Here is a 13,268-nt window from a genome sequence, read left to right on the forward strand (position 1 = left end):
GAGGGACGGAGAGGGTTAATAGTAGGCAATGTTGTCGATCAGGCGCACCTCGCCGCAGTAGACGGTGATGCAGCCATGCGGGCGGGGGCTATCGGCCCAGCTGTGGATGGACTGGAGACTGTCGGTATCGACGATGTCGAAGTACTCGACGCGCAGCGTGGGCACCGCGTTGATCTCCTCGGTCACACGGGCGATGAGCTCCTGGGGGCTCAGCGTCCCGACCCAGCTACGGCTCTCGCTGAGGATACGGTAGATGCTGGGGGCAGCGGCGCGGCCCTCGGGGGTGAGCAGCAGATTGCGGCTGCTACGCGCCAGCCCATCCTCCTCGCGGACGATAGGGCAAGCGATGATCTCCACGGGGCTCGCGATCTGGCGAGCCATAGCGCGGATAACGGCGATCTGCTGGAAGTCCTTCTCGCCGAAGAAAGCACAGTCGGGGCGGACGATGTCGAAGAGGCGCGAGACGACCTGCATCACCCCATTGAAGTGCCCTGGGCGGTAGGCGCCCTCCATGACCTCAGCCACCGCACCGACGTCGAAGACGCACGTATCGGGCTCGGGGTAGATCGTCGTCACCTCGGGGGCGAAGAGCGCCGTAGCGCCAGCCGCCTCCAGCAGACGAGCGTCGGCCTCGAGGTCGCGGGGGTAGGTCTCGAGGTCGCGGGGATTGTTGAACTGTGTGGGATTGACAAAGACACTGACGACACATAGGTCACAGCTCTGGAGGGCACGGGCGACGAGGCTTAGGTGTCCAGCATGTAGCGCTCCCATAGTGGGGACAAAGCCAATACGCTTGCCTGCGGCGCGCTGCTCCGCTACGAAGGACTGCAGTCCCTCGATCTCCTTATAAATCTTCATTATGGTAGATAGTGGTTACTTCTTCGCTAGGTCGCCTGCCTGGATGAGGTATTCGGCGATCTGTACGGCATTCAGGGCCGCACCTTTCTTGATCTGATCCCCGACGCACCAGAAGGTCAGGCCGCGCTCCGAGCTGAGATCACGGCGTAGACGCCCTACGTAGACGGGGTCCTTCTCCGCGATGAAGAGCGGCATGGGATAGACCTGATCCTCGGGATCATCCTGTAGTACTAGGCCAGGGGCACGACGGAAGGCCTCGCGCACGGCGTCCAGCTCGAGTCGCTCACGCGTCTCTACCCAGATCGCCTCGCTATGGGCACGGCACACGGGGACACGCACGCAGGTAGCGCTGACAGCGATGTCGCTGTGCATGATCTTACGCGTCTCGTGATACATCTTCAGCTCCTCCTTGGTGTAGTCGTCTTGGCCGAAGACATCGATCTGTGGGATCACGTTGTAGGCCAGCTGGTAGGCGAACTTCGATACCTCGGGCTCACGACCCTCCGCCAGCGCCTTCGTCTGAGCATCCAGCTCAGCCATCCCGCGCGCGCCAGCACCGCTAGCGGCCTGATAGGTCGCCACGTGGACGCGCTCGATATGCGAGAGCTGCTCGATGGCGTTGAGGGCGACGACCATCTGTATGGTCGTACAGTTGGGGTTGGCGATGATCCCTCGGGGGCGCAGCAGAGCGTCGGCACCATTGACCTCGGGGACGACCAAGGGGACGTCCTCCTGCATGCGGAAGGCGCTGGAGTTATCGATCATCACCGCGCCGTGCTTGGTGATGGTCTCGGCATACTCTAGGGAGACGCTGCCCCCAGCGGAGACGAAGGCGATATCTATACCCTCGAAGTCGTCGCCGTGACGCAGCTCGCGCACGGTGTACTCCTTGCCCTTGAAGCTAATAGTCTTGCCTGCGCTACGTGCCGAGGCAAAGAGCTCGAGGCGGTCGATCTTGATCGGGCGCTCGGCGAGGACACGGAGGAACTCCTGCCCTACGGCGCCACTTACTCCGACGATGGCTATATTCATTGATCTACTACAGTCAGTCTACAAAAGGATAGTCCCATAGCCTCAGGCTGCCTCGCCTAGCTACGGGACTACAAAGTTAGTTAGATTTATCGGAGCGGGGGTACGGCGCTCAGGGCGAGCGCGTCATCCTCCCAGTGCAGCACGCTGGAAGGCGCAGCACAGCGGGATCCTTATCCCAGCCTCCCGAGGACTATCCCTCAGCCTGCTGACTGATAGCCCTCACGCGCGTAACGGACGTCCCTCAGCGCGCTGACAGACATCCCTCAGGAGCCCTTCGCCTATATATAGGGAAGGCTGGGACTGATCCGTCCCTTCGATAGCAAAAGATAAAGGGGAAGCCCCGCAATGTGTGGCTGAGGCACTAAGTCCTCGGGCTGCGGCGGGCAAAGCGACGTAGGCGCTCGGCGATATTGCGGTCCAGCAGCGGCGAGAGGACGATGATCGTGACGGCGGAGACGATCAGTAGCATGCCCGTGAGCATCACGGGCGTGACCTGCTCTCCGAGGACGAGGACGCCGATGACGATGGCCGTCAGCGGCTCCATAGCGCCGAGGACGGAGGTCAGCGTCGAGCCTATGCTCTTGATGGCGCGCACGAGGCAGAGGTTGGAGAGGAGCGTGGGGACGAGCGCCAGCAGCAGGAGATTGCCGAGCGCCGCCGTCGAGGGCAGCGGCTGCAGCCCACCCGAGAGCAGCGTATCGACGAGGAAGTAGATGCCGCCGAAGAGCAGGGAGTAGAGCGTCAGCTTGAGGTTGTCCATCGCACGCAGCAGCTGGACATTATTGATCGCCACGAGATAAATCGCGTAGGAGAAGCCCGAGAGCAGCACCAGGACGAAGGACAGCGGCGAGCTCCCCATACCGACATCCCCCTTGAGGCTCAGCAGCGCTACCCCCGAGAGGGCCAGCACGATCGCCAGGATCGTGTACGGCGAGGTGCGCTGGCCGAAGACCAGGCGCATGATCAGCGTCACGCCGATCGGGTAGAGGAAGTGCAGCGTCGTGGCCATCCCGCTGCTCATGCTGTGGTAGCCCTGAAAGAGCAGCGTAGCCGAACCGTAGTAGAAGAAACCGAGGAAGGCGAACCACGGGAGCTCACTCCAGCGCGTGGCGAAGCTCACCCCGCGCAGCAGCATCAGCACCGCCACCAGTGCCGAGGCTAGGAACATGCGGTAGGTGAGGATGCTATCCGTCTGGAGCCCCTCCTGCATCATCGGCAGGGTGAAGAGCGGGATCAGACCGAAGCTCGCCGAGGCAAGCATCCCGAAGAAAAAGCCTTTGAATCGATTCATCTCGTAGCGCTATCTAGCGGCAGCCACTGGCTGGCCGTGGGAGGGGCCAGGGCGCGCGGGGTGCCTAGCTCTGGGAGCTCTCGAGGAGGGCGGGATTGATGCCGAGCTCGCGGGCGACAGCCTCGTCGGCGCGGCAGAGGGCCAGCAGCGCCTTGTGCGCCGCGTCCTGATGGGCCTCCTTCTTGTTGAGACCCCGCCCGAGGCCGATACGCTTGTCATCGACGAAGACCCCGCAGACGAAGGGCACACCGCTGCGCTTCGGCTCCTGCAGCATGCGGAAGTCGAGGCTCAGTCGATGCTTCTGCGTCCACTCCAGCAGGAGGGACTTATAGTTCATCGTCTGGTCCATGAGGCTACGCTCCAGCTCGAGGAAGAGGGGCAGTACGCGCTCCAGCACGAAGGCCTCGGCACGTGGATAGCCCCTGTCGAGGAAGATCGCCCCGATGAGCGCCTCCAGCGTATTGCCATAGATGTCACTACTGCCCTGACGCACGTCGCGCCGTATCTGCAGGAAGCGATCGAGGCCCATGCGTAGGGCTACAGCGTTGTTGACGGCACGCTTGACCATCGCCCCGCGGTGCTTACTCAGCTCCCCCTCGTCCCAGTGGGGATGCTCGAGGTAGAGGTAGTGGCTCATCGCGGTGGCGAGGACGGAGTCGCCGAGGAACTCTAGGCGCTCGTTGTTGAGCTTGAATCCCGTCTCGTCCGTACGGCTCATGGAGCTGTGGCGGAAGGCTAGGTCATAGAGCGCCCTATCCTGCGGCTCGAAGCCGAGGAGTTCGACGAGTAGCGAAAGAGGCTCTTTGGGCCTGCGCCCAAGGAGCCTCTTGAGGTTGTCCCGGAGGAATCTTAGGATCATACTTCCTATCCGTAGGGAATGCTAGGGTATGGACTACTTGACGTACTTCTTAAAGATGACGCTCGCATTGTGTCCGCCGAAGCCGAAGGTATTCGATAGGGCAGCACGCACGGGGCGACGCTGTGCCTGACCGAAGGTGAAGTTCAGCTTGTAGTCGATCTCGGGGTCGAGGTCATCGTCCGCGTGGTTGATCGTAGGAGGCACGATGTCCTCCTCGACCGCCTTGAGGGCGAAGACCGCCTCGATAGCGCCAGCTGCACCTAGCAGGTGCCCCGTCATAGACTTGGTCGAGCTGATGTTCAGCTTATAGGCAGCGTCACCGAAGACCTCCTTGATCGCCTTGCTCTCGGAGATATCACCGACAGGCGTCGAGGTGCCGTGGACGTTGATGTAGTCGATGTCCTCGGGGCTGAGACCAGCATCCTCGAGGGCGTTGCGCATCACCAGCTTGGCGCCAAGGCCATCGGGGTGCGTCGCCGTCAGGTGGTAGGCGTCAGCCGAGAGGCCCGTACCGACGAGCTCGGCGTAGATGTGCGCGCCACGAGCCAGGGCGTGCTCCAGCTCCTCGACGATGAGGCAGGCTGCCCCCTCGCCCATGACGAAGCCATCGCGCGAAGCGCTGAAGGGACGCGAGGCGCCCTGGGGATCGTCATTGCGCGTAGAGAGGGCGTTCATGGCATTGAAGCCACCGACGCCAGCAGCGCAGATCGATGCCTCGGCACCGCCCGCGATGATGACATCAGCCTTCCCGAGGCGGATGAGGTAGCAGGCGTCGATCAGCGCGTTGGTAGACGAAGCGCAGGCCGAGGCCGTCGAGTAGTTGGGACCGTGGAAGCCGTACTTCATCGACACGTGACCGGCGGAGATATCCGAGATCATCTTGGGGATGAAGAAGGGATTGAAGCGAGGGCCAGCCTCGGCATCATAGCCACGCACCTCCTCCTCGAAGGTACCTAGCCCCCCGATACCAGAGGCGATGACCACGCCTACACGATCCTTGTTTACCTTATCTATATCCAGCTTGGAATCGGCGATACTCTCTTCGGCTGCCACCATGGCAAACTGAGCATAGCGGTCTAAGCGGCGCGCCTCCTTGCGGTCAATGTACTTGGCCACGTCGAAGTCCTTGACTTCGCAGGCGAAGGTAGTCTTGAACTTAGAGGCATCGAAGAGCGTGATGGGCGCAGCCCCGCTCTTGCCAGCTACGACGGCCTCCCACGTCTCCTGGGCGGTATTGCCCAGGGGTGAGATAGCGCCTATTCCCGTGATGACGACTCTCTTGAGTTCCATCAGTCGAATTCCTTAGCTAAGGTAGCTTTAGCCCTTCTTAGCGACGATGTACTGGACAGCGTCACCGACGGTCTTGATACCCTGAGCGTCCTGGTCGGGGATCTGGATGTCGAAGGCCTTCTCGAACTCCATGATGAGCTCTACGGTGTCGAGCGAGTCTGCACCGAGGTCGCTGGAGAAGTTTGCCTCGGGCGTTACTTCGCTAGCTTCGCAGTTGAGCTTGTCGACGATGATTTCTACTACCTTGTCCTGGATTTCCTGTGACATAATTCTGTTCTTGTTTAATATTGAGTTAGTTTCTTTCTGTGCATTCCCGTACCTTTGCCACCAAAGGATGGTGCCTCGGGATGGGGGCTGGAGTGCTGGCCCTGGTGTCAGCTCGCTGACTGTAGTCCATGCACACATCCATCGCATTTGTGCACAAAGATACGCAATTTATATGAAACGAATAGCAATACTCGCCTCAGGGAGTGGCTCCAACGCGGAGGCCATCATCCATTACCTACGCCAGAGCAGGGAGGCAGAGGTCGTGCTTCTGCTCACCAATCGCCCCGACGCAGGCGTTCGCGAGCGTGCTCGGCGCCTCGGCGTGCGCTGCGACTACCTCCCTACGGCAGAGCTGCGCGAGGGCTCCAAGCCCCTGGCGCTGCTGGCGGAGCTGGGCGTCGAGCTCGTCGTCCTAGCGGGCTACCTCGTCCTCATCACCGAGCCCTGGCTGCAGGCCTACCCACAGCGCATCCTCAACATCCACCCTGCGCTGCTGCCTGACTTCGGCGGCAAGGGAATGTACGGGCATCATGTCCACGAGGCCGTGCTGGCTGCGGGACGCCCCTACAGCGGCATCACCATCCACCTTGTGGACGATCACTACGACCACGGACAGACGCTGGTACAGGCCCAGTGCCCAGTGCTGCCTGGGGATAGCCCCGAGACGCTGGCGGCACGCATCCACCAGCTGGAGCACCGCTACTACCCTGCTGCCGTAGCCCAATACCTACGCCTTCTGGACGAGCAATAGTCCCGAGGCAGCATTATACGAAGGAAGCGGAGGCGAGCTAGATGATCTAGCTCGCCTCCGCTTCGTTTAGCCTGTGGAGATGCGGGGAGTCGAACCCCGGTCCAAACATGGAACTAATCTGCTTTCTACATGTTTAGCCTCTGATCAATTGTCGGGCACAGCAAGCGGCAGAGGCCACCAAAGCTGCACCTTAGCCCTCTAAATCTGACTCTGCGCCAAGGGCAGTCGCAGAGCGAGCTCCGATTTTCCGGCACCACCGTATCAAGTCGCCTCGGGGCAAAGGGCTACCTGGGTGATGTCTCGTCACGACAATCTTAGTCGTGATTAAGCAGTAAACCTACTGTTCTTCGGTTACGCAGCGAGAGCGTAGTTATTTTCGCCAGTTAAAAAGGTTCTCTCATCGAGATTATAGTGCTGACAGGAGAGCGCACTACATGCTTACACATCACTTCGTCATGCTGTCAAAGCCAAGACATCCCCGTGATTAGCTACTGCAAAGGTAGGACAAATTAAGGACATCGCAGCACGGCGAGGCGCGACGCACCAGTGCGGACGGCTAAGGAACCCCGCGGCACTCCCCTAGTCCTCTCCTCCGAAGAGAAGACCATGCAAAGCCCTCCGCCTTAGGTCCCAGCTGAGCTCGGACAAGGACAGCCGTGCGCCGTGGGGTACGGGGGAGGGCTCCTGAGGGATATCAGTCAACACACTGAGGGACGTCAGTCAGCGGCGTGAGGGGTATCCATGAGGGCGCTGAGGAATATCCCTCAGGTGCACTGCCCCCTTGGTCGTCACCTCACGGCAGCAGTTTGTCCCCTTCGCTCGGGGCGGCTTGGGCTAAGGGCGGCCAGCTCACGGAGCTTCACCCTCAGCTAGCCCCAGCACGGGACGCAGCCCATCAAAGCTCGGCTATAAACAAGCGCGGCGCCCAGCCCCACCGTCCGCTCGGGATCGGTAGGGCTGGGCGCCGCTTTTGAGTGGCCTAGACGAAGGCCTCTGCCTTCGCCTAGGATAAAGAGTGCTTACTGCTTGGGCACGTCTACACGATCGTTACCAGCGGAGACGGCCTTGATGCTGTAGCTGGCCTTCCAATCGGAGTCCATCGTGAAGACCGCACCACCCTCGGCAGGATGGGTCGCATCAGCTGCATAGACGAGCTTGGTACCGTCGTAGATCTCGAAGGCCACGACATGCTTCCAGCCCGTGATGGTCACCGTACGGCCCGAGACCTTGGCCGCAGCACCTGCCACGATAGCGGGCTTCTGCGCGTAGAGGTAGGCGTTGTGGTCGGTGATGTACTCGAGGGCAACATCCAGCGGCTTGAGGTTAAGGGCCTTGATCCGGCTCTTGACGCTGGCCACGCGGGCTGCCGTGATGTTGATCTTCGACTTGCCGTAGTCGTCGATGTCGCCATTGTCCACGGTGTGGAAGAAGCCCCAGCGCTCGAAGAAGCGGGTGAGGTCCACGCCTCCTACCTTGGAGGCAGCGAAGGCAAACTCCGTCTGCTGCTCGCCGACCGTACTGGGCGAATCGTGCTCGCGGAAGTACTGATAGAGGTCAGGGTAGAAGCCCGAGACGCCATCAGCCTGCTTGCGCGGCGTGCGCCCGAGGGCCTTACCGAAGTAGAGCTCCAGCTGCCAGAAGGGGATGAGGTTCACGAAGACGTCCCCAGCGCGGTAGAAGGGCACATTGCCGACGAAGATATTATTGAAGCCCTTCGTATAGCGGTTGTTGCCCAGCTCGAGCTTCTCGACCTGCAGACGCGAGGGCTGGCCGAAGACGTAGGTCGTGATGTACTCGGAGGGGATATTGACCGTGACCTCCGTCATCCCTGCCCAGAGCAGGCCGGGGCGCGTCTGGTTCATGTGCCCGATCTCGTGGGAGGGCCCCCAGGCAGCACCCTGCGAAGCGGGATTACGCATCTTGTCGGGGTTGAGGATATCCTGCTGCGTGCTGTTGACGTAGGCCGTGTGGTACCAGGTCGCGTACATGAAGGCATGGTACATGACGTGCAGGTACATACGATTCTGCGGCTCACGCTTGTACTTCACCAGACCATGCAGTACCCACTCGTTGTAGACGATGCTGTCGTAGGTATTGGTGATGTCACGGCCCTGAGGGGTATACTGGCGGAAGGCCTGCGTCTCGAAGGTGAGGTGGCAGTACTTACCGAGGACGTCGAAGTGCTTATTGGGCGCCTTGTTGATGAGCTCGTGCCAGCGATCCTTGAGCTTGGGATCCTGCGAGTCGTAGTAGCCATTGACCGTACCGGTGGCGAAGTGGATACGCACGGGCTTGAAGCGCTTGAGCGAAGCGACATCGCTGGCATGGTAGAGGACGTAGGCAAGGCCCGTCTTCTGCATCTTGATACGGTTCATCCCGCGAGAGAGAGGGTAGACCACAGGGTCGTTGAAGCCGTCACCGCCGGGCTTGTCGAGGTTCTGCACTCTCAGGCTCAGGCGGGCATCCATCTGATGGAGATCCCCGACGAAGACGATGAGGTCCTGCCCCTTCTCTACCGCGATCCCCGTGGGGTTGTCGAGCAGCGAATAGGGGTTGGTCTTGTTGGGGCCCGAGACGACCGTGGGGAGCAGCCAGGGCTTGAAGTCCGCCACGCGGAACTCCTTATTATACTTACCCTGCTTGAGGTAGAAGGCTAGGTTGCGGAAGAAGGGGTCACTGATCTGCGCGATCTGCTCGTCCGTCACCGAGGGCTTGAGCTCGCTGCAGACCTCGTCGGCGAAGATGGTCGTGTAGTCGAAGGCCTTGGTGGAGCGGCGGAAGAACTGCATCTCGGCGCAGCTGGCGAAGCCCTGCCCGTCCCCGTGGCCCTTGCGGACGATGAAGCGGAAGCTCTTAGCCTTGGTGCGCTTGGGCAGGACGACACGCGTAGCGGTGCTGCTGGCGCGGAAGTCGAAGTCCATCAGCTTGGTGAAGGTCGTGCCATCCTCCGAGCTCTGGATCTCGCCCTCCGAGAAGTAGCCGTTGTAGCCCTGCTGGCGGGGGTAGTAGACGAGGTAGTCGACCTCGGCAGCCTCAGCAAAGTTGTAGGTCAGCGTGATGGGGAAGTAGTTCGACCCACCGTTGGCCCAGGCGGAGTGATAGATCGTCGAGAGGTCGCCGTCGAAGCTGAGCTCGATGCCCGAGCCAGGCTGGACGGAGCTGGCCGTACCGCTGACGACCTTGATCTGCTCATCCTCGGGCAGCTGGTCCGTGCTGCCAGGGATGTAGTTGTTCGTGCCGAGCTGCTGGACCGCAACGAGGAGCTTGACGGGGTCCTTAGCTACGCCCGTCTGGATGATCTCGATATTGGCCATGCGCTCCTTGCCCGTCGTGTTGGGCTGCACTACGTAGTTATGCGTCTCGCGGCGCATAGCACGAGCTGGGCTCTTGATCCAGTCGGGGAGCTTGACCTCAACCTTGACGTTGGTCGTGATCTCGAAGGTGATGCCACCGCCCACAGCGGGCACCTGATTGATGACCGACTTGTCCACGAGGATAGCGGGGGCCTGCCCGAGCTGGCGGATCTTGATGTTGCGCTTGCCCGCGGAGCTGGTGAGGCGCAGCTCGGCCTCACGCACCTCGGCGTCGTCATTGGCCTCTACGTCGATCTTGAGGGTCTGGCCGATCTGGGTGGCCTTGACCCAGGTCTTCGTGCTGGTGACCTGCCAGGTAGCGGAGGCACCGCCTAGGCTGATCTGCTTGGTCATCGCGGCCGCCTGGAAGTCTACCTCCTGAGGCGTGTCTCCTTGGCCTGGGGTCACCTGACCGCCGTTGGGCTTGTTGCCGGGGCCGTCGGCTGTCTTGCAGCTGGGGGCTAGGCTCAGCAGCGAGGCAGCCAGCAGCAGCGTGCTTAGTTGTCTTAGTCTCATACGTGTCTGTATTGCTAGTGGGATCTGGGGTAGATGAGCTGCCCGTGGCTTAGCTGTCGTGCTCTAGAGGCTCGGTAGCTGGGAGCAGCGTCCGCTGGACGTGGGCGCCCCGAGCAGCAGAGCCCAAGCAGAGCTGTCGGGAGAGCCTGACAGCGCGACTTGGGCTCGTGCATAAGGGTGAGGATGCCCCCTAGAGGGGACGAAGCGGATGCTTATTCGTTGGTCGTCTTGCCCGTCTCAGGATCGTAGATGCTGATGGAGAGCTCGGAGACGTGGAGCGTAGCGATCGCGGCGAAGAGACGGTCGTTGTAGACCTTCTTGATCTTGAACCAAACGTAGTTGTAGGGCTTGTCCATGCGGATGTTCGGCGAGGTATAGGCAGCAGCCTGACCCGAGGGGAGCTCCGTGAGCTCCTTGGCGAGCACAGCCTTATTAGCCTCGGGATCGAAGGTGCCGTCGAAGCTGTCGCTGACGTAGATGTCCATTACCTCGGGGTTGAGGCGACCGGCATTGTTCCGTCCCTTCATGTAGAAGCTGAAGTTCTTGACAGCCTTGGGCAGCTTGTAGACGATGTAGTGAGGCATGGGCGCCAGCGGTGCGTGCCAGTTCTCGTGGTAGAAGGAGTTGTCGTCCTCATCCACAAGGCCAGCCTTAGGTCCTTCGGTAGCCTCGGGGTGGCTGACGAAGACGTTGGCGTCGGTGATGCTGAGCTTGGTGGGCGTGATCTGCTCTACGCGGGGCTTAGCCTTAGCGGTAGCGGCGATCTGGATGGCCGTGCCCTCGGCACCCTGCTTGGTGAAGGGCTGCAGGGTGAACTGGATCTCACCGTAGCGCGCCAGTAGGTTGTCCACACGCAGCGAGTCGGAGTAGCTGCTGGCGAGCTTGGTCACCAGCTGCTTGGTCTCGGGGTGGGTGTAGGTCACGCGGACGTACTGGTAGCTGACGTTCTCGGGGATGCGCCAGTTCAGGAGGATGGAGCCCTCAGCAGGCGTAGCCGTCACCGTGGAGCGATCGAGGTCCGTGGGGCGAGGTCCGAGGTCCTCCTTCTTGCAGGAGCTGGCTAGTGCCAGCGTCCCTGCCAGGAGTGCGAATGCTATCTGTTTCATTGCTTGGTGTCGTTGTGTTGAGCTTAGTAACCGGGGTTGTTGACGAGGTTGCCGTTGCGGTTCACGTCAGCCACGGGGATAGGCAGGAGGTAGTTGTGCTTACCGAAGGCACGCTCGAAGGGCACCTCCGTCAGGTGAGCGAAGTCCGCGATCGTCGTAGCCTGGATGTTCATCCCCTGAGCCTTGACGCCGAAGTACTTCTCAGCCTGGAGCCAGCGGCGCATATCCCAGAAGTTCTGGTTCTCGAGGTAGAACTCTACCTGACGCTCCTGGCGTACGATCTGGCGGAGCTTGGCCTGGGAGAAGCTCGTCACACCAGCCAGCTTCCAGGACTCCTCAGCTGTAGGGATACCTGCACGGACACGTACCTTATTAAGGTAGGTCAGCGCCGTAGCGTTATCCCCAGCCTCTACGCAGGCCTCAGCATAGGCGAGGTAGAGGTCCGCCAGGCGAAGGACGGGCCATGGGTGATGCTTCAGCGTGAAGTCTACGCCGCCCTTACCTACGCCTTCCTCTGGGTAGACGCCCTTCTTATTGAGGTAGCCCGTAGGAGAGTAGTTATTGTTGCGGTTGCCGCGACCCTGATTGCCATTCTTCGTGAAGTCAAGGAGCACGTTGCCTTCCTCGCCGTTAGCCAGGTAGGTCTTGGGGAAGGCAGGGTTACTCTTATCCTTATTGAGGATCTCGTAGTAGCCACCCTGGAAGCCGATCCACGCATAAAAACGGGGCTCACGGCCGAGGTTGAACTTGATGGTCTGCTTACCGGGCATAGCCTCCTCGCTCTGAGTGGCGTCTACGGTGACGAGCTCGAGCTTGGACTGATCCTTGAACTCAGGGTCTTCGTCCCAGGGCAGACCGTTCTTGGTGTAGAAGCGGTTGAGCATGTTCCACGTAGGAGCTACGCCGTTCCAGCCCGAGCCGCCTTCGCCCTTAGGCGAGGACTTACCTGCCAAGTCGTACCAGCCTTCGCCACGCGTATCGGCGAAGATCACCTCGGGGTTAGCCTCACCCGTCCAATCAAGGATGTTGTAGCGCAGGGTGCGCTGCTGGGCATTCTTGGGGAACTTATTGAGCGAGACGAACTGCCCCGTCTTGGTGTAGAGGCTGTGGCCAGCGGCCTCAGCTGCAGCGATAGCTTCCTTGAGGGCATCCTTGGCCTTGATCCACTTCTGTGGGTCCTTGGCCTGGGGCATCAGCAGCTTGCCGTCGGGGTTCTTCAGATCCTTGAGGAACTCTGCCTCCCCATTGAAGAGGGGCGAAGCAGCCAGCAGGAGGAGCTGCGCCTTGAGACCCTTAGCCGCCGTGCTCGTAGCGAGCCCTACACGGCGCTGCTCACGCGTGGCGGGGAGGTTCTTGGCCGCCTCGTCGAACTTGTCGGCGATCCACTGCACGCACTCGTCGAGGGGCGTACGGGAGGCGTAGTCCTCTACCTTAGTATTGACATCGGGGAGGCTCTTGACCAGGATGACGGGGCCGTAGCAGCGTACCAGCAGGTAGTGGTAGTAGGCCAGGAGGAAGTCGATCTGACCGCGGTAGTCCTTCTTGGTGTCCTCATCGACCTGCATCTCGTTGATCTTGCGCTGCATCATGTAGCACTGACGGATGCCCTGGAAGAAGGTATTCCAGTAGGAGATCACGGGGTCGGTCGAGTTGTAGGTACCCTTAGGGAAGGCTGCCCAGCGCTCGTGCTCGAAGGCGGTGATCACCTCGTCCCCCGTCAGGAGGTCCAGGCTCTGCGTATTCGCTGGGTTCGGCAGGTACGCGTAGCAGGAATACATATAGTCCCAGTTCTTATTCTTGTCCTTGACGACATCATCCTCCTGAGCACGCTCGTCAGGGACGATATCTAGGTAGCTCGAGCAGGAGCTGGTGAGCAGGACGCTGGCACTGGCCAGCAGAACCATCTTATATAGTCTTTTCATTGCTTGATTCAGTAAGTAGGTGC

10 protein-coding genes and 1 other RNA gene are annotated in these 13,268 nt (G+C 60.8%); 1 reads left to right on the top strand and 10 read right to left on the bottom strand.

Annotation, left to right across the window (positions count from 1 at the left end; all coding sequences use genetic code 11):
* Positions 1-15: 15 nt before the first annotated feature.
* The 6 genes from panC to Q0248_RS05005 form a co-directional block, all read right to left on the bottom strand.
* Positions 16-858, bottom strand: coding sequence for a pantoate--beta-alanine ligase (panC, locus tag Q0248_RS04980; RefSeq protein ID WP_299320403.1), 843 nt, complete (start codon positions 856-858; stop codon positions 16-18).
* A gap of 15 nt (positions 859-873) precedes the next feature.
* Positions 874-1,890: an aspartate-semialdehyde dehydrogenase gene (locus Q0248_RS04985; RefSeq protein WP_299320404.1), complete on the bottom strand. Its 1,017-nt coding sequence runs from the start codon at positions 1,888-1,890 to the stop codon at positions 874-876.
* Positions 1,891-2,251: 361 nt separating this feature from the next.
* Positions 2,252-3,181, bottom strand: coding sequence for a DMT family transporter (locus Q0248_RS04990; protein WP_299320406.1), 930 nt, complete (start codon positions 3,179-3,181; stop codon positions 2,252-2,254).
* A 64-nt stretch (positions 3,182-3,245) separates the two neighbouring features.
* Positions 3,246-4,040, bottom strand: a complete 795-nt coding sequence (locus Q0248_RS04995) for a ribonuclease III domain-containing protein (RefSeq protein ID WP_299320408.1) — start codon at positions 4,038-4,040, stop codon at positions 3,246-3,248.
* Between the two features lie 33 nt (positions 4,041-4,073).
* Positions 4,074-5,330 carry a beta-ketoacyl-ACP synthase II gene (fabF, locus tag Q0248_RS05000; RefSeq protein WP_211788705.1) on the bottom strand — a complete coding sequence of 419 codons (1,257 nt, stop codon included), beginning with the start codon at positions 5,328-5,330 and terminating at the stop codon, positions 4,074-4,076.
* Between the two features lie 27 nt (positions 5,331-5,357).
* Positions 5,358-5,597, bottom strand: coding sequence for an acyl carrier protein (locus tag Q0248_RS05005; RefSeq protein WP_211788704.1), 240 nt, complete (start codon positions 5,595-5,597; stop codon positions 5,358-5,360).
* 172 nt (positions 5,598-5,769) lie between these two features.
* Between Q0248_RS05005 and purN the strand changes: the two genes are divergently transcribed.
* A complete protein-coding gene (gene purN / locus Q0248_RS05010; protein ID WP_299320413.1) occupies positions 5,770-6,348 on the top strand; it encodes a phosphoribosylglycinamide formyltransferase in 579 nt (192 codons plus the stop codon).
* 71 nt (positions 6,349-6,419) lie between these two features.
* Here purN and ssrA read toward each other — a convergent pair.
* The 4 genes from ssrA to Q0248_RS05030 all read right to left on the bottom strand — a co-directional run bounded on the left by ssrA (position 6,420) and on the right by Q0248_RS05030 (position 13,245).
* Positions 6,420-6,828, bottom strand: a transfer-messenger RNA (tmRNA) gene (ssrA, locus tag Q0248_RS05015).
* A gap of 539 nt (positions 6,829-7,367) precedes the next feature.
* Positions 7,368-10,217, bottom strand: a complete 2,850-nt coding sequence (locus Q0248_RS05020; protein ID WP_299320416.1) for a M60 family metallopeptidase — start codon at positions 10,215-10,217, stop codon at positions 7,368-7,370.
* A gap of 212 nt (positions 10,218-10,429) precedes the next feature.
* A complete protein-coding gene (locus tag Q0248_RS05025) occupies positions 10,430-11,323 on the bottom strand; it encodes a chitobiase (RefSeq protein WP_299320418.1) in 894 nt (297 codons plus the stop codon).
* Positions 11,324-11,346: 23 nt separating this feature from the next.
* On the bottom strand, positions 11,347-13,245 hold the full coding sequence (locus Q0248_RS05030) for a RagB/SusD family nutrient uptake outer membrane protein (protein WP_299320421.1): 1,899 nt from the start codon (positions 13,243-13,245) through the stop codon (positions 11,347-11,349).
* Positions 13,246-13,268 lie beyond the last annotated feature (23 nt).

Source organism: uncultured Porphyromonas sp., assembly GCF_938046015.1.
Lineage (GTDB): Bacteria > Bacteroidota > Bacteroidia > Bacteroidales > Porphyromonadaceae > Porphyromonas.